The organism is Bacillus cereus group sp. MG1 (assembly GCF_040460035.1).
Lineage (GTDB): Bacteria > Bacillota > Bacilli > Bacillales > Bacillaceae_G > Bacillus_A > Bacillus_A cereus.
In genome coordinates, this window is sequence record NZ_JARVGY010000001.1 from 200,240 (window position 1) to 222,557 (window position 22,318).

The window sequence follows — 22,318 nt, forward strand, 5'->3', positions numbered from 1 at the left end:
ACCTTTAAAATCATTGTTCAATTCAATTATTTATATAATAATGATAGGTATAACCTATTATTATACTTGAGGTGATTCCAATCGAATTACGACAACTTGAATACTTTTTAGCTGTTTCAAAAGAATTACATTTCACAAAAGCAGCTGAGAAATTAAATATTTCACAGCCTTCTCTAAGTCAACAAATACGTGCATTAGAGCATGAAGTAGGAATGCCACTTTTCGATCGAATTGGTAAAAAAATATCTTTAACTGAAGCAGGGAAGATTTTATTATCACATAGTAAAACCATTTTTCATGAAGTCGAACAAGCTCGTTCAGCTATTCAAGACCTAAACGGATTACAGCAAGGTTCCTTAACAATAGGGGCTTTGTTAACCGTCCTAAATTATTTACTACCACTAACTATTTTAAATTTCAATAATTTATATCCCAATATAGAGCTTTCTGTATTAGGGCTTCGCACAGGAGATATTCGTGAAAAATTATTACGAAACGAACTAGATATTGGAATTACATTTCTCCCGGTGCAAGATAAAGAGATTATCTCTATCCCTCTATACAAAAGCGATCTTACATTAGTCGTGCCAACTGGTCATCGATTAGCTGAACGTAATCATGTATCTATTGCTGAATTACAGAACTACCCTTTAATTCTTTTACCTAAAAATTTCTTTTTAACCGAACTAATTACATCTCATTGTCAAAAATTCAACTTTAAACCAAGACCAATTTTAGAAATTAGCACGATGGAATCTTTAATCCAAATGGTTTCCAAAGGAATGGGAATTACAGTGTTACCCAAACCATATATAGACTTTTTACAAAATAAAAACATTCAAGCTATTAAAATAGAAAACCCTACTCCAACAATTGAAATAGGGCTAATTTATAGAAAAGATAAATATATGTGTGCTGCAAATCGAGAATTTATTGAGCAACTAAAAAGTACAGTACGTTCTTTCCAAAACTAAACAAAAGAGATTATCCTATGAAACCGTTTCACAACGATCTAGTAGAATAACCTCTTTTCAAAACAAAGTAAACATTATATTAAACTCTTATAGATTTTAATGTACCTTTTTAGATATTGGAATATATTTAGTAAAATATGCACCAACTAGCAATAATACAATTGAAAATAACCAAGTAAAAGCACCGCCAAAGTGAAACCAATATGCAAACATATTTAAAATTGCGAGTGAAAAGAAGCAAATAGAAGTTAACGCACTTTTCAATCCTTTTATCCCAGATTTTTTTCTCTTTTGATAAGCAATATACATCGCAATAACAAGAAAAAAGATAAGAACAAATGGTAACATAACTTTTAGCATTGGTAATCCCTCCAGTGTAAATGCACTCTCTTCATTATCATCTTATCTCATTTATCTTTTAGGCATCAATTCATTCTTATCTTCCCTCCAAAAGTCAGTATAAGTTTTATTTTTAAAGTTCACGTTCACCTCAGAAAACGGCATACTTCCTCCAACTTTCAATGAGTACCAGTCGTTTAAAAGTGGTGATCCGAAACAAATCTTCATTGTACGATCATGTAAATCGAATAATACAGAATGTAAAGTTCCAAACCATTCTTCATAGTTATGTACAGTCAGTCCATCAGGATATTCTTCTTCTACTAACTTTTTTAAAGACTCTATGCTCACTTGTTCATATCCATTTAAATGCTCATGTAAAACATGATATCTCTTTGTAGATTGTTCTAATTTCCTATTATTTAATTTCTGAATTGATGAACTAACTGCATGGTTTGTTGATACAATAAAAGCTTGGTTGTCACCATCAATCGTTGTTGTGGATTTATGACCGTCAAATATTTCAATATGTGCTGCGTTTAAAGGATCAGCTACTATTAAATTAATATTACTAGCAATTGGTATTTCTTCTATTAGTGATTTAGCTTCCTGCACATTTTTACATTTCTCCAGCAACAATCGAATTACCGCAAAACACTGTAAACCATTTACCATTGGCTTTCTTAAACCTGCAATGTTTCCTACTGGTTGACCACATGCTGAAAATGTAACAGATAATCCATGTTCGTTAACCCCTTCTGTTCGACCAAAATATTGAGTAGAAAAGCCACTATGTGCATACGCACCTTCAACATACGTCGAGCAAAAACGCATATCATCTATTACTGGTGACAAATCATAATTTCTTAATACATAAGTGTGAGTTGAATCTGTCTTTTTAGGTAATACTGCACAATGACTACAACCTGCTTTCAATAGTGTTTGATAGTAATACATCATATTTTTTGAAGGAATTTTTAACACTTCACAAAAACCTTCAATTTCTTCATTAATTCCAGAACAATATTGATTTAATATATTTCTAGATTCTGTCCAATGGTTATGCGATATTAAGTTTTCTTGCTCTATAAATTGCGGAATAAGATAAGAATGTTGTTTCACAAATTCACCTTGTTGCTTACCAATTTCATAATGACTTCCTTTGAGCGATGAAAAATACCCCTTTACTTGATACATCAAATTCCCCCTCTTATTAAACATATCCATATCGTACCAAATGAATCCCATTCATTCTTGATGTTTTTTACTACCTTAACTCTATGCCACTTTAAAACCTCCACTAATAATTATTTACTAAATAATTATTTTTTTGTTAATATCGCTATAGAAGCTTTACTTCAAAATAAAATAGTTTAATATCAAATGAGCAAAATACTATATTGAACTTACTCGTAAGCAATCATCTAATTTTTGAGATTAAGAAACTTATTTATCAAAGCAAAAGGAGGATTTATGTATGAGCAATTGCAAACCAATTGATGAATTAACTATTGAAGACCTAAAACAAAACCCCATTTGGGAATGGACAATAGATGAAGAGGAAAACGAAGAACATGACGAAACATGGGTAAAACCAGCAGCAACTACTAATTTTACAGAGGAGCTAAACGGTTCAATCGTACTAGGCGAACTATTCTTACATAATGGTGAAAAATTCCCTATGATGTGTGAAATTGACATTGAAAATAACGAGACAGTAATTCGTTCTGTTGTTTATTATAACGAAGCAGAAAATGAGTATATTGCTATAGAAGATATTGTGAAAACGGTCGAAATGCCGTTATCGATTATTATTAACCTAACAATTCATGCAGAATCCAAAACCTTACGCTTCACTGCACATAAAGTAGATATTTATAAAAATTCAATAACGACTAATTTAAATTAAAGTTGGGCGAAATAAAGAAAACAATTATTAAATAAAGTGAAGCTTTAATCAGTGGGGGTCTTACTGCCCAGCAAATAGCGGGATAAAAACCGGAAAATGATTATCGATTCCCCGGTTTTTCAAACTAGATTAAAGTATTCCCTTTTCTACTAAAGTCTCTGCGATTTGAACTGAATTCCAAGCCGCACCTTTTAATAGGTTATCAGAAACAATCCAGAGGTGGAATCCGTTTGGCATATCAGGATCTTTACGTATTCTTCCGACAAATGTATCTATTTTCCCTTCTGCATATAATGGCATTGGATACAGCTGTTTACTAGGGTTATCCTGCAAAATAACACCTGGTGCATCCATTAATACTTCCTTAATTTCCGTAACGGTTGCTTCTTTTTCCAGTTCTATATAAACTGATTCTGAATGCCCTGATACAACTGGAACACGTACACAAGTAGCTGCCATTTTCAGGTTTTCATCTTCTAATATTTTCTTCGTTTCTTGAATCATTTTTACTTCTTCAAAAGTAAAATCATTGTCTGTAAATATATCTACTTGAGGCAGTACATTAAACGCTATTGGGTAATGTTTTTTATCTTTTTTCGCCGGTAATATATTACTTTTCACTTCTTCACCAGCAAGCATAGACTTAGCCTGCTCTTGTAATTCATGAATCGCATGAATGCCAGAACCCGATACGGCTTGATATGTTGAAACGATAATTCTTTCTAAACCGAATGATTTTCGAATCGGCTGAAGTGCTGTTACCATCTGTAATGCTGAACAATTTGGAACTGCAATGATACCTTTATGCTGCTTTAAAGTATGCGCATTCACTTCCGGAACAACGAGCGGTACACCTTGTGCCATTCGGTACTCACTTGTGTTATCAATTACAATCGCACCACTAGAAACTGCATGAGTTACAAATTGTCTAGATACTTCTCCCCCAGCGCTAAAAAAGGCAATATCTACACCTTCAAAGCCAGTTGTTTTTGCCTCTTTTATAATTATCTCTCGTCCTTTGAATCTTACTTTCTTACCAGCGGATCGTTTTGACGAAAGCAATGTGACTTCAACTATATTAAACTTCATTTCATTCTCTAACAGTTCAATAATTTTTTGCCCTACCGCACCTGTAGCCCCAACAACAGCTACATGATAGCCCTTTTTTTTCATCTTTTCTCCTCCAATATCACCTGTATGAATATTTCTACAATTTCATTTTATACAGAATTTAATCATTTGGAAAATTAAAATGCATGATATAATCATTCACAAATCATGATAATAAAAGAGGGATTGCTTATGGAAATGAGACATGTTAAAACATTTTGCGCCATTGTGAAGTATGGTAATTTTTCTAAGGCTGCGCATGCGCTAGGTTATGCGCAATCTACTGTTACAGCACATATGAAAGCTTTAGAGAACGATTTACATATTCCTCTTTTCGATCGGTTAGGGAAAAAAGTGCTACTTACAAAAGCAGGTCATCAATTTCATCCTTATGCATTAGAATTACTTTCAATATATGAAAAAGCGCAAGAAATCCCCCAAAATACAGATTATTTAGAAGGTACATTAAGTATTACATCTAATGAATCATTAGCGGTATACCGATTACCACAATTATTACGTACTTACAAACAGAAAAATCCGAAAGTAAATATCGTACTTGAAACAAACACAAATGAACAAGCATTACAAAAATTACGTGAAGGAGAAACAGACGTTATCTTCATAATTGGAGAAAGTATAGAACATAATGATTTTATTACGCGTACTTTTAGTAATGAAATATTTGGATGGATTTTACCAGATCATTCCGCTGCACATACAAATCCATTCCAGTTATTACAGGACACCCAGTTCATTTTTACAGAACAAAGCTGCGGCTATAGGCCAATGGTAGATCGTTTTTTATGTCAAAGTGGAAATATTCCAGCTAAAACATTTGAAACTTCCAATGTTGAAGTCATTAAACAATCCGTTATGTGTGAGTTAGGCATTTCAATTCTTCCTTATATCGTTGTACAAGAAAGTTGCCAAAAAGGACAACTATGTTTTCAACCTATCGAAACTCCAACAGTTATTCAAAGTTATGTAATCTATCATAAATCTAGATGGATTTCCCCGGTATTACAATCGTTCCTTTCCTTACTTGAACGAGACTAAAATATTAAGACGTACATAGAAAAAGAGTAATTGCCTAATAAGCAATTACTCTCTTTCATTAATTAGTATACTATTTATTAGTCTGTCCCCCACCTGCAATTAATTTACTACCTGAATATGTACCTTTGTTCATAAACACTTGATTAATTAATTCTTTTTGCTCAGCTTCCGACATTACTCCTTTTCCTTCTCCTAAATTCCCACTTTGTAATTTCCAAATCTTATTATGATCCCCATCAACCTTTTCATATTTTCCTTGTTTCCATCGTTCTAAAATTTCTACATATGTACTTCCCTGTACAAGATCATTACTCTTTACAATATCAATTAAGCTTTCAATCCGCTCTTGTGTAATAAAAATATAGCCCCACTTTTGATCAGCTTTCGCTTTTTGATGTGCCATTTCATGTAATGCTGTCTGTATATTCTCATCTGTCCATTTAAAATTTTTATTAAAACCACTATTCGGCAATGAATAATTTCCATTTTCTAAAAGCTTTGCATCTTCTGCTTTTACGTTACTATCAGCTAATACTTCTACTGCTGGAGCAGCTGGTGATGCCTTTTTCGCAGCTGGTTTACTATTATTTAAATAATGCAGCATACCATATGTTAAACCTACTCCAATTACCGCCATACCAGCTATAACACCTATTATTTTCAAAAATGTTTTCATCTCGCTTGTTTCCTCCCAAATATCTCCGTTCTGACTATCTAATTATTTCTTATATAAAAACTGTTACTTCATTCAAAATATCGCATCCCATCCCCTATCATATTATTTATATATACTTCCTCATATTGTATTTCTTTTTCTTTAAAATTGAAAGATTATTCTGTTAAATAATGAAAATATTCTACAAATTTTTCCTTTATATTTATAAAGAAACAAAAAACAACGAGGGCGTTCTACAACACTCGTTGTTTTTACTTTATGCACGATTTTCTTTTAACCACTTCGTAATAGCATCTAACTTCGAAACATCAAAACGTCTTTCTTCACACACGTTCAAATTTTGTGAGTTTCTCACTATTTCTAATTCATTATTTCTTACACTTTTTGCCTCAATTAATTTACAATACCCATCTGTAACAGTATTTAAATTTTCATAATAACGCTGAAACGATTTTGATATATGTAAATGTTTTTCAAAGTTTCTTCTTCTTTTCGTCTCATCAGATACTTTCCGCTTTCTAAGTTCTTCATCGTTCGTATATAAATAAAAATATTGATCCGGAAAGCCAATTTCCCTATTTATCATCTTTTCTTTATAAAAATTTTCTATTAAAGATAATGGCTGATTAAATATATCAAAATGAAAACACCAATTATAACTAAGTGGCTGATAAATATCGCCATCGAGTATTACTAATTCATATTGCTTTGACTTCTGAACAGCTATATTCCAGCGCTCAACTTGTTTTTCAAAATACCATGTTCTATGTTCATTTTTTGGCCTTTCAAATAAAGAATTCACTTCAGGTATTATATAAGCACCATAATTCTTTTCTAATTCACGGCACGTGGTACTTTTACCAACAGCGCTTGCTCCCTCAAATGCTATTATCCCCATAGTTTCTCCCTCTTTCATTAACTAAAATTTCGTTGTTTCGCTTTTCTTCCCCATAACTTTCTCCATAAAACAATTGAAGCGACAGTGAGCATGATTGTTGTAATGATACTACCTTCAATTCCGAACGCGCCTCCATGCAATGTTTCTGGTCCATTTGTTATAGACTTAAAAATTGGAGTAGAATATACAGTTGTGCCACTAACTGCAAAACCATATACATTATATTGAGCCCAGTTCCAAATTGAGTGCCATGCACATATTCCCCACAGACCGTCTTCTTTCAATACATATAAAGCTGCGAAAACACCCACTAATATTATATTCGATATAGATAATATTGTAATTCCTGGATTAAGTAGATGAAGAAATCCAAATAAAAATGAAGTTACAATTATTCCAACCCATATACGACTTCTAACAGAAAGAACCGGGAATAACCAACCTCGTACAATAATTTCTTCCGTTGCCCCTTGTATTAAAAATGCAACTAGAGATCCTGCTATTCCTACTATCACTGTTGAGGTAATATGTTGTACTTGCAATTTCACACTCCCCATTAATAATAGTAGAATAACTGGCGTTGAAATAAATAAAAACCCTATTAACGCACCTTTTAAATACTTTCTCATCCATTTCTCTTTCCAAAAGCCAATGGATGAAAAAGGTCTTTTTTCTACAAAACGAACCCATATAAATAAAATAAATATAGCTCCGCCAAACGTTAACACCATTCTAACATTGTCATAAATACCTTTCATGAATATCGTTTCAGCTTTCGGTAAAAATAACATAAATAACATAAAAAGTTCGCCTAAAGTCAAAAATATAATGGCTAATATTACAGCAAAGACTGGATGGACCTTTTTTCTCCCTGCTTTTGCTGCTTCAATTATTATAAATGAATTATTTTTCACTTTCTTTTCTCCTCGTATATTATATTTAAGCTGTAATTCAAACTTAGGTTTTCTTCCTACTATGAGACTTATAAATAATCCTTGGACGTCTCAAGATATTTCTAGATAATGGTCTTAGGATCATTTGGGACAATTCTTTCTTCTCCTGTGGATTTACCACATAAAAAGAGTGTTTCTCAGTGAACGTGCGGGACTTCCTACTCGCAGGCTGAGCAGCCTGACCCTCGAACTTAGATGTTAGTAGCTCTAGGGCGGCTTTCGATTCAGGACTAGCTCTCATACACGAGGTTGTTGATCGGCGTGCACACTAGAGATATCTCGAGACGTCCAAGCAATGATTCTAAATCGAAAGGAGGTCTCTTACATGAGATTATTTGTTGGATTAGATGTAAGTTCGTTTGATATAAAAACTTGTATTCTAAATGGTGACGGAGAAAAGCTAGACTCCTTTTCAGTCAATAATGATTTACCAGGTGCCATAGCGCTAAAAGAGCGATTATTACAGCGTATAGCCAATCAAAAAGTAGAAATTTTTAAAATCGGTTTAGAATCTACATCTGTTTATAGTTTTCATCCATCTATGTTTCTTCATTATGATAAAGAGTTACAAAGTTTTGGAGCAAAAGTATTTCTAATGAATCCAAAACAAATTACGAACTTCAAGAAAAGCTATTCTGACATGGATAAAACAGATGAGATTGATGCCTTCGTCATCGCTGACTATTTACGGTTCGGACGAAATCAAATGTCTATCGTAAAAGAAAGCCAGTACGTAGCACTACAACAATTGACAAGATCTCGTTATCAGCTCGTTAGAATGTTGACAAAGGAAAAGCAACATTTTCTACAACACCTAAGTTATAAGTGTAATACGTTCTCACAAGAGGTGGATTCTTCTATATTCGGCAACGCCATGATGGAGCTATTCCTTGAAAAACTTAGTCTAGAGGAATTAGCTGACATGCCTTTAAACGAACTCGCTGAGTTCCTACAAGCAAAAGGAAAGAATCGGTTCGGTGATCCAAAATGTGTTGCGTCAACCATTCAAAAGGCTGTTCGCTCTTCCTATCGTTTAGATAAGGTAGTGGAAGATTCAATCGATGTCCTTCTCGGAACATCAATTGCGGTCATTCGTACCTATCAACAACAAATTAAGGAAATAGAAAAGTCCATTAAGCAAATCATGGCTGGATTACCTCAAACACTTGAATCCATTCCTGGAGTGGGTCCCGTATTCGCTGCTGGTATTATCGCTGAAATTGGTCAAATCGAAAGATTTGATGATGAAACTAAGATTGCAAAATATGCCGGATTATATTGGCGCAAACATCAATCTGGTCGTTTCATTGCAGAAAACACTTCATTATCTCGTAATGGAAATCACTACTTACGTTATTACCTAGTTGAAGCCGCCAACTCTGTAAGAAAGTATGTATCTGATTACCAAGAATATTACGTAAAAAAATATAATGAAGTACCAAAGCATCAACACAAACGTGCACTCGTTCTAACCGCAAGAAAATTTGTGCGATTGGTGGATGCGCTACTACGCAATCACCAACTCTTTACGCCAGAAAGGTGCGTGAAAGTGTGACATAAAACCTGTCATCGCTACCTTTCAAATATTTTCCAGTAAATTACATACATTACTGGTCTAGTTTCGTAATGTCTTTTTTCAACAAAATGTCCTTTGATAACTTTGATTTCTGTTGTTTTTCCGTTGACATACTACCGCAGGTCTTTTATAATATTTAACTACCAACAGTAACCAACCATATTTTACCACGAAAAATATATTATTAATATTTACTCTAAGTTTTTCTTACATGATTTTGCATAAATCCCAATTAGGAATAATATATAAATAAAAGAGGTGCCTTTGTGCCTTTACTATTATCACCCAGATTACTCAGTGGTATTACCAGCACTTGCTATTTCCCACCATTTGTTGTAAGATAGTAATTAAGGTCAATTTAACACTATATTTTCTTTGCATATTATCAAGTATCAATCAGGGACAGTTTGTACTCCTTATGGGTTTTTGATAATATGTGAAATTTTATTTTCATTCAAATAAGGCCGATCATATTGTAATTTTTCTACTTTTAGGAGGCATTACCATGACATTAACAGGTAAAGTAAAATGGTTTAACAGCGAAAAAGGTTTCGGTTTCATCGAAGTTGCAGACGGTAACGATGTATTCGTTCACTTCTCAGCTATCACTGGCGACGGCTTCAAGTCTCTTGACGAAGGTCAAGAAGTTAGCTTTGAAGTTGAAGAAGGTAACCGCGGACCTCAAGCTAAAAACGTTGTAAAGCTATAATTCAAACAATAAAAAGGTTGTTACCAGCAAGGTTAACAACCTTTTTAATATATAACTAAAATTTTTTACATAAAAGGAGTGGTTACATGTATCGCAATCGAAAGAACGATGTAGCAGAAGTACCACCAGAACAAACCCCTGTTTGGGAATGTGAATCAGAGGATTGTTTAGGATGGATGAGAAAGAACTTTTCATTTGAAGAAGAGCCTAAATGCCCTTTATGTAAAAGTAGCATGAAAAGCGGAGAACGTTTATTACCTAAATTAGGTTAATTTATAATAAAAAAAACCTCTTTTAATTAAGAGGTTTTTTTTATTATAAATTTATGTCCTCAACATCAGTTCGCACTATAGAATACAACAATGCATCGTGTTGCTTATTTCCTTGATGAATATATCCGCGCAATAGCCCTTCCTTTTGGAAGCCAATTTTAGATAACATTCTACAAGAAGTAACATTTTCAGGATATGTAATAGCTCCAATTCTAAACAAACCTAAATCTTTAAATCCATAATTAATAATTTCTCCAGCTGCTTCTGAAGCATAACCATTTCCCCAATAGCGAGGATGCAGATCATATCCAATCTCAGATCGTTTACTCCATAATTGTAAATTGTTTAGTCCAATTGTTCCTATTAAAACGTTCGTTTCTTTTAACACAATTCCCCATCGTATTGCCTTTTTCTCAAAGTAATTTTTTGAAAAAGATTCGATCATACGTGAAGCTTGTCCAAACTCCGTAAAAGAATTCATACCGTAGTAACACGTCACTTCATCCAATGAAAAGATTTCATATATTTTTTGACAATAAGATTGTTCTATTTCAACTAAACGTAAGCGTTCTGTTTCTAGTATAGGAAATGCCATAGGATCACTCCTTTCTCTCTACTCATTCATTATATCAGAAAAAATATGTATAATTAGTAAAGTCCTTATTGTTCCATAAATCAAACATTTCTAATGGCACATTCTCTCTTAATTCTATATACACGAATTAGATACCTTCTGATTGCACCTCAAACATGACGCTATAATTTCCATAAATCGAATTTTAAATTATCAAGAACTGTAAAGAAATTGTTTCTTCATTTTCTCCTTCTAAACAACAAACCTACCCCTTACATTTATGGTAAAATATAGTTAATATATTATTTTATTGTGGAGGTGAAGATTTCCTATGTATATATTCATCGGCTTATCCCTCTTACTCATATTACTTATTTTTTTATTCGCAAAAAAATTCACACCAAACTCATTCATGATGACTAGCTTTAAAGGTAATAGCTTTAGGACATTTTCAATCGGTATTTTAATCGCTGCCATACTCTCACTTTCATATGGAACTTATCATGCGGTAACATATCAACCTAGTTATTTAGATATTAAATTAAAAAATCAAAACTATACTGTTTTCGGTAATATAGGCGAATTCGGTTATTTCTCCGAAGAATTATTAAAAAAAGATACAGAAGTACAACTATATTTCGTCTCTTGGAAAACAATACAGTTAAAAAATCCGGTAATACTTATAGAATATCCTTCAGGAAAACAAGAAACATGGAAGCCAAATATCGTATCAATACCGGTAAATAAATTACAAGAAAAACATGATATAAAAGATATTTATCAACTATCACCGTATTCATTTAAAGAGTCTGGAGAAATAACATTAACATTAAAAGAAAACAATATAAAAAACAATACAATTTCCATTCAAATAAAATAAATAAAAACTGTTCCTCCATTTTGCTGAAGGAACAGCTTTTATTTATTCTACAGTATTATTTATTTAATGTAGCCATTATTTCATTGGCTATATTTTTTCCATTTCCAATACACGCACCAATTCCGACACCATAATATGAGGCACCAGCTAAATATACATTTGGATAAAGATTCGTCATTTTTTCTTGCAATGCTTGAACCGCTTGATTATGTTCTAAATGATATTTCGGCATTAAATCTTTCCAATTTGTAACTTCGACTACTTCTGGTTCACCTTTAATTCCGAGACTCTTTTCAATATCATATAAAGCTACTCGTACTAATTCTTCTTCACTATAATTTTTGATTGTTTCATATACCGGATTGGTGCTCTTATAAAACATTCTTACTAATAATTTTTGTTTACCCGATGTATGTTTCCACTTTCGACTTGTCCATGTACAAGCATCACAATGTAAATCACTGTTTTCCGTTACAATAAACCCTGTGCCGTCAGCTGGTAGTTGTTCATCTAGTATGTCAAATCCTAAGTAAATACTTATAAGAGATGAGTTTTTAAATGTATTAAACTGCTCATTTAACTCATTAGACTGTAATAAAGTTTGTGCTATATCATGCGGAGCTGCTAAAACAACATAATCAGCTTGTATTGTTTCATGATTTACAAAAGAAATCTCATATCGATCTTCTTGTTTACTTACAGCCGTCGTTATAGCACCTTTTTTTACGACAGTTTCAGTGAGCACTTCTTCTAAGCGATTAATTATCGTAGATAGTCCACCTTTAAATGATACGAATTTTTTATTTCCTGCTGATTGAAATTGTTTTTTATTCTCTTCAAAACCTTTAATAATACTTCCATACTTATTTTTATAATCCAGTAAATACGGTAATGTAGATGCCATTGTAAGCTCATTCAATTTACCAGAATATACGCCTGAAAGTACAGGAGCAATTTGTCTTTCCACTAACTCTTTCCCTAAGAAACTTTCTAAAAATAGAGCAAGTGATGTATCTTTCGTAAACTCTTTATTTTTCGTTATGAAATCTTTTAAAGCTACGATTTTCCCTTTCGTTGAGACTAGCGTACTGCTAAACAAAGACTGGGCGCTCATCGGTATCCCAAATATAGTATCAGAAGGAATCGGATGTAACATGTTTTCAGAATATATGTAAGAAATACCCGTTTCATTATATACCATTTCATCTTCTAAATTTAAATCTTTTACAAGTGGCATAACATATTCATTACGAGCAACGATTGAATCCGCTCCTGACTCCATAATGAAATCCTTTTCTTCCACACTATGGATTTTACCACCTAAATACTCTGCTTTCTCAATAAGAATTAAATTTAAATCGATATTATAATCCTTTTTTAATTTTTCTAAATAAAACATAGTAGAAAGTCCCGTTATACCTCCACCGATAACAACAACTGTTTTCATATGTGCTGCGCTCCTAACCGATACAATTAATAATTCCTTTTTATTATAACCAAAAGTCCTTATATTCGACTAGCAAGTTGCGCATTCTGTAAAAAATTAGACAATATATTTGAATATATTTTCAAATTACCTAATAAAAAAGAACTATAACATATACAAACCACGTCATAGTTCTCTTTATTTTAAAAACATAAAGTAATTGATTAATTTGTCTAGTTCTTGACTCAATGCCAATACTTTTTCATGTTGAATTCCATAATCCGATACTAAATATAAAAGTTCTTCTTTTTTTATTTCAATTACTTTTTCCAATTTCGCTAGTTCCATGTCGTTTTACATCTCTCCAAAAATAAAATGTATGTATTTCAGTATAGCCTACTTACATAATTAGTAAAAGTAAAATACGCATGTAAAATCTTACATATTTGAAAAAATAATATACTACTAACAAAAAAAGAAACTAGATTAAGCTTCCTTTTACAGATTATTGACGTTCATTAAGAATGAATAACATACCGGAATTTTTCTAATGTTATATCTTTATAATTTGGAGCTCTCTTTATATGATTAAAATAACTAGCAATTGCAGCTGCTCCAAAATGCGCATGCCAAATATCATTTGTTTCTTTTTTACATTGAGAAATAATTGAAAGGCCGCCTTTTAAAATACTTTTGTTTTCCATTTTCTTTCTCCTCTAGTTAAAATCACTATATTTTCATCCTAAAGATGGTGTCAGTACAAATAAAATGTGATTCGATTCATCACTTTTATTCAAAAATCGATGCTTCACATTTGGTGGAATACGTACAACATCGCCTTCTTCTAAAAAATATTCTTTTCCCTCCAATTCTACATACACTTCCCCTTTCATAATAACAGCAATCTCTTCCTTATCTTCATGGGAATAATGACTTTCTGTTGTGTTTGCTTGTTTATTTAAATCCATCATTAACATTTCAATACGTGCTTTCATAAAATCAGGTGTTAATACATCATATACAATGTGATCATTGTTTTCCCGATATACTTTTTTTCGATCTTTTTTCTTAGAAATGAGCGAATCTGTATCGATATCATTAATAAAAAGTGTAAACAGCGGTACATTTAATGCTTTTGCAATTAACTCCAAAACATTTAAAGAAGGATTAGCATGTCCTCTTTCAATTTGGCTAATTAGTGACGTACTAATTCCTGCATAATCAGCGAATTCACGAATTGTCATATTATTTTTCTTACGATAACTTAATACTGTTTGTCCAAGCCTATCATGTATCATAGTAAAACTTCCTTTCGTCCATCATAATGCATATTTCATTGTCTTTGTGCTGACATACTAAACAAAGGCAAATAATCCTTTCCTATTATCCCCGGGACTTATATACTTACTTTTGTACATTATATCGCATTAAGTTTATTATAATAAACATTCTATCGGAGGGACAAACTTTGAAATCACCTATTCTTTCATATTTCATCTTATTTTTTGGTGTATTCGCCTTATCAACTTCAGCAATTTTTGTAAAATTGGCAGATGCTCCTGCGACAATCATTGCTTTTTACCGATTATTCTTTGCCACACTGATCCTGTTACCGTTATTACTATTTAATAAAAATAGTCGAAATGAGCTAAAAACTTTAACGAAAAAACAATGGACATTCGGATTCACATCTGGGCTATTTTTAGCTGCACATTATGTACTATGGTTTGAATCATTACAATATACTTCTGTAGCAAGCTCTACAGTTATCGTAACGTTACAACCTTTGTTCTCAATGATTGGTGGTTATTTTTTATTTAAGGAGAGATTTACGAAAGGAGCGGTTATTGGTTGCCTCATCGCTATTTCAGGTAGTATCATCATTGGCTGGCAAGATTTCAAAATTAGTGGAGAAGCTTTATATGGAGATATTTTAGCATTTATCGCTGCCGGTATCATTACTGCTTATTTTTTCATTAGCCAACACGTTCGTAAAGATTTGTCACTTATACCATATTCGGTAATTAGTTATGGAAGTAGTGCTGGCTTTCTTAGCATATTTGCTTTCATGCAACAAGAATCTTTCATCCATTACTCTACACAAACTTGGTTGTGCTTTATTGGATTAGCTTTCATTGCTACAATTTTAGGACAAACCATTTTTAATTGGTTATTAAAATGGATGAGTGCTACTGTAATTTCAATGAGTATTTTAGGTGAAACAATTGGTACTTGTATGCTAGCGTACTTTATATTACATGAGACTATTTCTTTACAACAAGGACTAGGAATTACCGTTATTTTTATTGGTTTAGTATTATTTTTATTACAGCCAAATTCTAATGAAAAAGCATGACAGTATACTGTCATGCTTTTAACTATTCATTATGTACAATTAAACCATTCGGTCTAAAACGACTCATCATAATTTCATTAATAAATTTTCCGTGAGCTTTCAAATTCCCTATCTTTACTCCCTCTTCTACAAATCCAAATTTTTCATATAAAGCTTTTGCTTTTGGATTCGTTTCTAACACACCTAGTTCTACTCTCTCTAACATTAACCAATTATCAGCCAGATCAAGCATCTTCATAAGAAGTGCTTTCCCAATTCCTTTATTATGATATTCACTGTCTACCCCAATGAATAAATCGCCTGAATGAGATCTTCGGCCCGGACTTTGTGTTAAACCTACAAATCCAACAACTTCTCCATCATATTCTGCAACAAATTCAAATTGATTTGGTGCTAAATTTCGAATTCTATTTTCCATAGCTTCTACACGCATGCTAGGTAAGAAAACCATATACGGTAAAACGTCATCCTGTATACATATACGATGAATTGCTCTAGCATCTTGTATTTCTACTGCTCTAACGTTGATCCCCATCTTTCTCTCCTCCATATAAATAACAATATATTTGTTTGTGTGTAATTCTAGAAACGTGTATGAATGACCTTCTCACTCGTATTTCTTTATGTCATTTTTACATAATTATTTCGATATAATACTTAATTTCCAAAAAGATTAACAACTATATGGATTTGGTTAACTTTTCGCCTCGTTATATAAATTAAGCAAATTTTCAATTGGAATACCATTTAGTTTCATGCCGACTATATTACAATTTTCTATTTCAATATTTTTCAGATTACTATTACTTATAGTGCTGCCTTCCAAATCACATTTATCGAATACAATAGGTTCCTTCTCATCTCCGAGACTTGTATTTTTAAATTGCACTCCACCTAAAGTCACCAAATTAAATTTACTGCCAGAAAGATTTAAATCTGCATATGATGACCATCTAAAATTTATATTTCTAAACTTTGATTGACTTACATTACAATTACTCATATTCATATTTATTATATTGCTACCAACAAATGAACTGTTTTTTAAATTCACTTGATAATACCCTGTATTCGCTAAATTACAGTTTTCGTATTGACTATTTTTCATATCTTTATTTGTAACTACACTCTCTTTGTTTGAGCTTGTTTTTATTCTTTTCACGTAACAATACTCATCTTCCGATTCAAAAATCATTTGGTAGCCCATCTTTTTATAAAAGTGATGATTATTAATTTGTCTACTAGATGTTTCGAGATCCCAAATCTTTATGTTTGGATATTCCTTTTCTATTAATTTCATAACATGTGATCCAATTCCTTTTCCTTGATAAACAGGATCTACAAAAATACGATCAATTCGACCGTACGACTTACCAGAAATCGTAACTATTATCCCTCCAATTATTTCTTTATCCATTACAACTTTGAAAGAATCCAATTCTTCAATGGAATATTCCATCATTTCAACTGAAGAGTACCCTGGCGGTTGAATGTTATAATCAATGACATCATCTTGGCCGTATAGCCATTGTTTTGCTTCTGCATCAAATGTTCTTTTCATTATTTCTGTTAATTTCTCAGCATCTAAAATTGTAGCTTTTTCTATAGATATTCTCGTCATTTTCGTTTTCCCCTTCATTATTACAAACCAACCATTTTGTGAATGCCATAATTATCAATTCACTTTTATTTTTAATACTTTTCCCATTATTACATATGGAACATCATTTTTACTTGGATGAAATGGCTCTAAAACATTTACCCAATCTAATCTTTCATATAACGAACGTGCTTTTTCATTGTTTATTTGTGTTGTTAAAACACTCGTTCTATTTGAAAGCCCTTCTAGTAATTCATTATGTAATTTCGTTCCAAGACCTTTATTTTGATATTGTGGGTGAACTGCTAACTCTACAAATTCAAAACAATCTTGCAACCATTCGTCTACTTGCTCTAGATGTAACGCTTCTCTCATTAATTGATTATAGTACTGTCCCTCGATTGAGCGATAACCATAAGTAAAGCCAACTACTTCATTTTCATCATTTATTGCTACTATACCTTTAAAACCTGTATATTCTATATGCCTATTCATTCGCTCGATCATTTCATTGAAATTTATTTTCTCAAATACTTTACAATACAATTTTGCCATATCCTCAATTAAGATTTCATCTTTTTCAATGCTTACGAATTTCACTTTATTCCCCCCTGTTAAACATTTACATACTTAAAATTTTAAAAACAAAGAAAATTAATACTAATCACTCTCTTTACTATTAAACTACAAATCATCCTATATTTTCCACAATTACTTAGTATTAATGAATAAAAGAAGAGACCATGTAATATCAACATGGTCTCTTCTTTTATTCATTTTCAATTTTATTCCGCTATTTGCCGGGCAGTAAGACCCCCATCTCAAAATTCAGCGAAAGCAAAGAAGTTAGGTGGGGGTCGGGCTAATAATCAGCGGGGGCTGACACCCCACTGATTAAAGTTTCACTTTATATAATTAAAAATTAGATATTACTTAAGCCAATCGTTGCAAGTGTTACTTAACTGCTGTAAATCTTCTATAAATTGACTCGCATCATATCCATCACAAACCGAATGATGTACTTGCAATGAAACTGGTAGCATAACCTTATTTCCTTCGTTAAAATATTTCCCACAAGTTATAATTGGCAATAGAAAATTTTCATCATTATTAATATTAAGATTAAATCCAGTAAAACTAGTCCAAGGTATGCTAGAAATCGGAAATACATTAGGAGGAATATTTTCTTTCGTGAAAAGACCATGAACACTAGCATAGCATCTCATATCGTCTTCATAATTTTTATAGAAAGTGCGGAAATCACTTGAATAATCCGTCCATATACTTGAAAAAGACTTATCATCTTTATGAAAGATTGTATAACTCGGTATCATTTCCTCCCAATAGCCTAAAACTCCTTCATCGTTAAAACATGTTCGAAATTTTTTATGATTATTTACTACTCTAGAAATTAAATATATAAAAACGGGATAAAATTTTATTCCCTTTTGATATACTTTCTCTAATAACATCGTGATATCAACATTAACAGTCATACTAAATGTACATTTCAACTTTAAATAATGCTCAAAATACTGCTCTCTATTCCAATCTTCTCTATCAATTACATGAAACTTCATTCTAATAGCCTCCTAAAATTTTCTTTTTATTTTAGAAGGCTATTTCCCTTGCTTCACCATAATTGTTCACTCCTAACAGTTTACATTTCACCCTAATTATTTATTTAATTATATAACATATGTAAGAATCAATTCACATATTTCTTGAAATCCATCCACATACTATAGATAAATCAAATGAAATTTGGAGGATACATACATGAATAACAAAAATATGAATAAAAAAGAAAATGTTACTGAAAATACTACATCTATTCAAAATAATAATACTGCAAACCTTACTATTGAAGAACAAGCAATGAACGGCTTATACGGAATGCCCGAAACAACAATTGAAGATGCTGATCACGCTGCAGCTGATGATTTGACTTCAAAAAATTAATTAACTACATTGAAAAAAGCCAAGGAAAATACCCTTGGCTTTTTTAACTATGCATCCACCTTTTGTATTTCTTCACTCTTTCTTGAAAGTTTACCTGGCCAAAAAGCAAATCGGCCTAACACAACTGTAATTGCGGGTACAAGTAACGGTCTTACGATAAACGTATCTAGTAATACGCCAATTGCAGTTACAATACCAAATTGAACTAATACTTGAATTGGAAGTGTACCTAACACTGCAAAAGTTCCTGCTAAAATTAAACCTGCCGATGTAATAACACTACCTGTTTGTATTACACCATTTTTTACTGCATCCAAGTGATTTTGTGTCTTTCTGTTTTTCCATATTTCTGAAACCATAAAGATATTATAATCTTCACCTAAAGCAACTAAAAATACGAATGCGTACAACGGTATCGCACCTTGAATGGCCGGCGCTCCCATACCGTAATGAAGCAATATCCATCCTGCTCCTAACGCTGAGAAGAATGATAAAACGACAGTTACAATTAAATAAATCATCGCAACAACCGATCGTAAGTAGACAAGTAATAGTAAAGCGATAATGCTAATCATTACTGGAATAATTACTGATTCATCACGTTCAGTAATTTGCTTTGTATCATATAATGAAGCTGTTTCTCCACCAATCCACAATTGCTCTTCAGCATTACTAATCCCAGCATCTTTTAATACTTTTTCTACATTACTTTTCAATTTAGGAATTTGATCTAACGCTTCAATTGAGTATGGATTTTCCGCTAAAGAAACTTCATACATTTGTATTTGCTTATTTTCTTTTCCCTCTTTTGGCTCTTTCACTGTATTTATGAAAGAAAATTTCTCTAGTTCTTGTTTAATAGGAAGCTCTTTTCCTTTCGTATCAACAACCACTTTTACTGGTGCTAGTTCACCAGCTGAGAAATGATCACTAATTAACGTAAACCCTTCACGAGAAGGCATATCCTTTGGAAACGATTCTAATAAGTCATATGTGTATTGAATACGTGGTACGAACGAAGCCAATCCACCTAATACAAACACAGTTAGCATAATTATTGTCCACGGTCTTCGTACTACTACATCTCCAAGTTTTTTACTAAAGGAGCCTTTTGATTTTTCAACTTTTACAGCCCTCTTTTTCTTTCTTGCAAACTCCTCATTCATTGAAGTTGTTCTCGGTATAAACGGGAAAAATGCAATCCTACCGAAAATTAATAATAGTGCTGGTAAAATCGTTAAAGCCGCGATTCCCATTATAAATACAGCAACACTAAATGGTACTGCAAATCGATGAAAGGCACCATAATGAGCAAGTAATAATGTCCCTAATCCAAGTACAACAGTTAACGCACTCATTATTATTGCACCGCCAGAAGCTTTAATCGCAAGTTGTAATGCTTTATATTTACTTTCTTCTTCTAACAAGTACTCTCTATATCTCGAAATTAAAAATAGACAATAGTCCGTTCCAGCACCAAACAATAATACTGTCATAATTGATATCGCTTGGGCATCTACTTTAATCCATCCGTGATCAGCTAAAAAACCGAGTGTAGGACTAATGATACCGTATGCAAAGCCAACAACAAGTATAGGTAAAATTGCTAAAATTGGCGAACGGTAAAGCAAAATTAATAGGACCAAGACTAATAATACAGTAGCCACTAACAATTTCACATCTGCTTGACTAAATAAACTAACTGCATCCGTTTGAATACCTACAGGCCCAGATAATCGAACATGTAAACCAGATTCACTTATTTTTTGTTTAAATGGATCTTCATCCACCTTACTATTCACTATTTTTCTAAACTCTTCCAGATTTCCTTTTAATATATCCGTACCAGCAGATTTATTAAAGAATACTGGTGTAACAAATGATGTACCATCTTTTGATGCACTTTTTGATAATACTTGCTCTGGAATTGTATCAAATGGCGGTAACGTTGATTGTTCTTTTAAAGGACTAGCTTTTAACTCTTTATAAACGTCTTGTATGAGTTTATAATCCTGTGACTGTAATCCACCATCTCTATACCATACTACTAACAACGGATTCCCTGCATTATTCGGAAACTCTTTTTTCATAAGCGCTTCCGCTTGCTGTGACATAGCTGTTTCAGGTAAATTTTTTGGATTCGGTTCTTTCGTACTGTTTACTTGTGGTAACGTAAATGAAAGTAATAATGTAATAAGAACCCACACCGATAAAGTGATCCATTGCATATTTTTCCCTGCTACAAGCCTCCCTAACATATGTAACGGGTGCTTTTTCATAAAAACCCACCTTCCTTTTTTCCTCCATTATTAATTATATATACTGGTCGGTTAATTAATCAAGAATGATTGAAAATTATGTTATAATTATCTCAATCATAAATGTCAGGAGCGAATGTATTTGGAACAAAAACAACGTCCTCTCGGAAGGCCGCGTCAAAATAAAAATACAAAATCTACAAAAGAAACCATTTTAGAAGTAGCAACCCGCTTATTTCTTACACAAAATTATCAAGTCGTTTCTATGGATGAGGTTGCAAAAGTTTGTGGTGTTACGAAAGCAACTGTCTACTATTACTATTCAACAAAAGCCGATTTATTTACCGCTACTATGATCGAAATGATGGTACGTATACGTGAGAATATGTCTCAAATACTCTCTACAAACAAAACTTTAGAAGAAAGATTATTAGACTTCGCTAAAGTTTACTTACACGCAACGATGGATATTGATATGAAAAATTTTATGAAAGATGCAAAACTGTCGTTATCTGAAGAACAATTGAAACAATTAAAAAATGCTGAAGATAATATGTATGAAGTACTAGAAAAAGCACTCGATAATGCGATGCACATCGGAGAAATTCCGAAAGGAAACGCTAAATTTGCGGCTCATGCTTTCGTATCTTTATTATCAATTGGGAATTTTAAAGATGAAAATCACAATCCTATTCTGGCAAATATAGATGAATTAGCACAAGAAATCGTTTCTTTTTATTGGAATGGGTTAGGTCATTCATATTAAACTGATTTACTTTAATAAAAG

Annotated in this window: 26 protein-coding genes; 10 read left to right on the forward strand and 16 right to left on the reverse strand. The window is 32.4% G+C overall.

The features are described 5' to 3' along the window. The first annotated feature begins 71 nt into the window (after positions 1 to 71). On the forward strand, positions 72 to 974 hold the full coding sequence (locus QCI79_RS00930; RefSeq protein ID WP_021728527.1) for a LysR family transcriptional regulator: 903 nt from the start codon (positions 72 to 74) through the stop codon (positions 972 to 974). A 96-nt stretch (positions 975 to 1,070) separates the two neighbouring features. Here QCI79_RS00930 and QCI79_RS00935 read toward each other — a convergent pair whose 3' ends face one another. After that, positions 1,071 to 1,334, reverse strand: coding sequence for a hypothetical protein (locus QCI79_RS00935; RefSeq protein WP_000921858.1), 264 nt, complete (start codon positions 1,332 to 1,334; stop codon positions 1,071 to 1,073). A gap of 51 nt (positions 1,335 to 1,385) precedes the next feature. Then, positions 1,386 to 2,510, reverse strand: a complete 1,125-nt coding sequence (locus tag QCI79_RS00940; protein ID WP_000285222.1) for a C45 family autoproteolytic acyltransferase/hydrolase — start codon at positions 2,508 to 2,510, stop codon at positions 1,386 to 1,388. A gap of 280 nt (positions 2,511 to 2,790) precedes the next feature. On the opposite strand from QCI79_RS00940, the gene QCI79_RS00945 reads away from it, so the two are divergent. Next, positions 2,791 to 3,222, forward strand: coding sequence for a hypothetical protein (locus QCI79_RS00945; protein ID WP_000063768.1), 432 nt, complete (start codon positions 2,791 to 2,793; stop codon positions 3,220 to 3,222). 129 nt (positions 3,223 to 3,351) lie between these two features. On the opposite strand, the gene QCI79_RS00950 is transcribed toward QCI79_RS00945, so the two are convergent. Further along, a complete protein-coding gene (locus tag QCI79_RS00950; RefSeq protein WP_021728526.1) occupies positions 3,352 to 4,395 on the reverse strand; it encodes an aspartate-semialdehyde dehydrogenase in 1,044 nt (347 codons plus the stop codon). A 129-nt stretch (positions 4,396 to 4,524) separates the two neighbouring features. On the opposite strand from QCI79_RS00950, the gene QCI79_RS00955 reads away from it, so the two are divergent. Beyond that, entirely contained in the window at positions 4,525 to 5,391 is an 867-nt protein-coding gene (locus QCI79_RS00955; RefSeq protein WP_000425893.1) for a LysR family transcriptional regulator, read from the forward strand. 70 nt (positions 5,392 to 5,461) lie between these two features. Here the strand turns inward: QCI79_RS00955 and QCI79_RS00960 are convergent, their stop codons facing one another. The 3 genes from QCI79_RS00960 to QCI79_RS00970 form a co-directional block, all read right to left on the reverse strand. Beyond that, positions 5,462 to 6,067 (reverse strand): PRK06770 family protein, encoded by a 606-nt coding sequence (locus QCI79_RS00960; protein WP_000846982.1) that lies wholly within the window; start codon positions 6,065 to 6,067, stop codon positions 5,462 to 5,464. Positions 6,068 to 6,323: 256 nt separating this feature from the next. Further along, positions 6,324 to 6,983 (reverse strand): nucleoside/nucleotide kinase family protein, encoded by a 660-nt coding sequence (locus QCI79_RS00965; RefSeq protein ID WP_002005064.1) that lies wholly within the window; start codon positions 6,981 to 6,983, stop codon positions 6,324 to 6,326. Then, the gene (locus QCI79_RS00970; RefSeq protein ID WP_000794815.1) at positions 6,983 to 7,879 is read right to left on the reverse strand and encodes a CPBP family intramembrane glutamic endopeptidase; all 897 of its coding nucleotides are present in this window, start codon (positions 7,877 to 7,879) and stop codon (positions 6,983 to 6,985) included. Before QCI79_RS00970 ends, QCI79_RS00965 begins: the two co-directional genes overlap by 1 nt. A 364-nt stretch (positions 7,880 to 8,243) precedes the next feature. Here QCI79_RS00970 and QCI79_RS00975 point away from each other — a divergent pair, with 364 nt between their 5' ends. The 3 genes from QCI79_RS00975 (at position 8,244) to QCI79_RS00985 (ending at position 10,475) form a co-directional block, all read left to right on the forward strand. Beyond that, complete coding sequence (locus tag QCI79_RS00975; protein WP_021728073.1) at positions 8,244 to 9,473, forward strand: IS110 family RNA-guided transposase; 1,230 nt, start codon at positions 8,244 to 8,246, stop codon at positions 9,471 to 9,473. A gap of 526 nt (positions 9,474 to 9,999) precedes the next feature. After that, on the forward strand, positions 10,000 to 10,203 hold the full coding sequence (gene cspD / locus QCI79_RS00980; protein ID WP_000176366.1) for a cold-shock protein CspD: 204 nt from the start codon (positions 10,000 to 10,002) through the stop codon (positions 10,201 to 10,203). An 86-nt stretch (positions 10,204 to 10,289) separates the two neighbouring features. Then, a complete protein-coding gene (locus QCI79_RS00985; protein WP_000286203.1) occupies positions 10,290 to 10,475 on the forward strand; it encodes a cold-shock protein in 186 nt (61 codons plus the stop codon). Positions 10,476 to 10,518: 43 nt separating this feature from the next. On the opposite strand, the gene QCI79_RS00990 is transcribed toward QCI79_RS00985, so the two are convergent. Next, positions 10,519 to 11,070, reverse strand: coding sequence for a GNAT family N-acetyltransferase (locus QCI79_RS00990; protein ID WP_000885392.1), 552 nt, complete (start codon positions 11,068 to 11,070; stop codon positions 10,519 to 10,521). A gap of 310 nt (positions 11,071 to 11,380) precedes the next feature. Here QCI79_RS00990 and QCI79_RS00995 point away from each other — a divergent pair, with 310 nt between their 5' ends. After that, positions 11,381 to 11,929 (forward strand): hypothetical protein, encoded by a 549-nt coding sequence (locus QCI79_RS00995; RefSeq protein ID WP_000275248.1) that lies wholly within the window; start codon positions 11,381 to 11,383, stop codon positions 11,927 to 11,929. 55 nt (positions 11,930 to 11,984) lie between these two features. Here QCI79_RS00995 and QCI79_RS01000 read toward each other — a convergent pair whose 3' ends face one another. From QCI79_RS01000 to QCI79_RS01015, 4 genes are all read right to left on the reverse strand, one after another. Further along, a complete protein-coding gene (locus QCI79_RS01000; RefSeq protein WP_000860345.1) occupies positions 11,985 to 13,376 on the reverse strand; it encodes a protoporphyrinogen oxidase in 1,392 nt (463 codons plus the stop codon). A 177-nt stretch (positions 13,377 to 13,553) separates the two neighbouring features. Next, the gene (locus QCI79_RS01005; protein WP_000417698.1) at positions 13,554 to 13,703 is read right to left on the reverse strand and encodes an aspartyl-phosphate phosphatase Spo0E family protein; all 150 of its coding nucleotides are present in this window, start codon (positions 13,701 to 13,703) and stop codon (positions 13,554 to 13,556) included. 170 nt (positions 13,704 to 13,873) lie between these two features. After that, a complete protein-coding gene (locus QCI79_RS01010) occupies positions 13,874 to 14,059 on the reverse strand; it encodes a hypothetical protein (protein ID WP_000428904.1) in 186 nt (61 codons plus the stop codon). A 33-nt stretch (positions 14,060 to 14,092) separates the two neighbouring features. After that, positions 14,093 to 14,653 (reverse strand): helix-turn-helix domain-containing protein, encoded by a 561-nt coding sequence (locus QCI79_RS01015; protein WP_000581029.1) that lies wholly within the window; start codon positions 14,651 to 14,653, stop codon positions 14,093 to 14,095. 170 nt (positions 14,654 to 14,823) lie between these two features. Here QCI79_RS01015 and QCI79_RS01020 point away from each other — a divergent pair, with 170 nt between their 5' ends. Next, positions 14,824 to 15,711, forward strand: coding sequence for a DMT family transporter (locus QCI79_RS01020; protein ID WP_000841812.1), 888 nt, complete (start codon positions 14,824 to 14,826; stop codon positions 15,709 to 15,711). Between the two features lie 22 nt (positions 15,712 to 15,733). Here the strand turns inward: QCI79_RS01020 and QCI79_RS01025 are convergent, their stop codons facing one another. The 4 genes from QCI79_RS01025 to catA all read right to left on the reverse strand — a co-directional run bounded on the left by QCI79_RS01025 (position 15,734) and on the right by catA (position 18,891). Continuing rightward, on the reverse strand, positions 15,734 to 16,246 hold the full coding sequence (locus tag QCI79_RS01025) for a GNAT family N-acetyltransferase (protein ID WP_000512617.1): 513 nt from the start codon (positions 16,244 to 16,246) through the stop codon (positions 15,734 to 15,736). A 159-nt stretch (positions 16,247 to 16,405) separates the two neighbouring features. Next, on the reverse strand, positions 16,406 to 17,350 hold the full coding sequence (locus tag QCI79_RS01030; RefSeq protein WP_002061342.1) for a GNAT family N-acetyltransferase: 945 nt from the start codon (positions 17,348 to 17,350) through the stop codon (positions 16,406 to 16,408). A 36-nt stretch (positions 17,351 to 17,386) separates the two neighbouring features. Then, positions 17,387 to 17,911 (reverse strand): GNAT family N-acetyltransferase, encoded by a 525-nt coding sequence (locus tag QCI79_RS01035; RefSeq protein ID WP_000673961.1) that lies wholly within the window; start codon positions 17,909 to 17,911, stop codon positions 17,387 to 17,389. A 329-nt stretch (positions 17,912 to 18,240) separates the two neighbouring features. Beyond that, the gene (gene catA / locus QCI79_RS01040) at positions 18,241 to 18,891 is read right to left on the reverse strand and encodes a type A chloramphenicol O-acetyltransferase (RefSeq protein ID WP_000668535.1); all 651 of its coding nucleotides are present in this window, start codon (positions 18,889 to 18,891) and stop codon (positions 18,241 to 18,243) included. 199 nt (positions 18,892 to 19,090) lie between these two features. Between catA and QCI79_RS01045 the strand changes: the two genes are divergently transcribed. Next, entirely contained in the window at positions 19,091 to 19,273 is a 183-nt protein-coding gene (locus QCI79_RS01045) for a DUF4021 domain-containing protein (RefSeq protein ID WP_001060657.1), read from the forward strand. 47 nt (positions 19,274 to 19,320) lie between these two features. Here the strand turns inward: QCI79_RS01045 and QCI79_RS01050 are convergent, their stop codons facing one another. Continuing rightward, entirely contained in the window at positions 19,321 to 21,552 is a 2,232-nt protein-coding gene (locus tag QCI79_RS01050; protein WP_000716542.1) for an MMPL family transporter, read from the reverse strand. Positions 21,553 to 21,673: 121 nt separating this feature from the next. On the opposite strand from QCI79_RS01050, the gene QCI79_RS01055 reads away from it, so the two are divergent. Then, on the forward strand, positions 21,674 to 22,297 hold the full coding sequence (locus tag QCI79_RS01055) for a TetR/AcrR family transcriptional regulator (protein WP_000436025.1): 624 nt from the start codon (positions 21,674 to 21,676) through the stop codon (positions 22,295 to 22,297). The last annotated feature ends 21 nt before the right edge of the window (positions 22,298 to 22,318 follow it).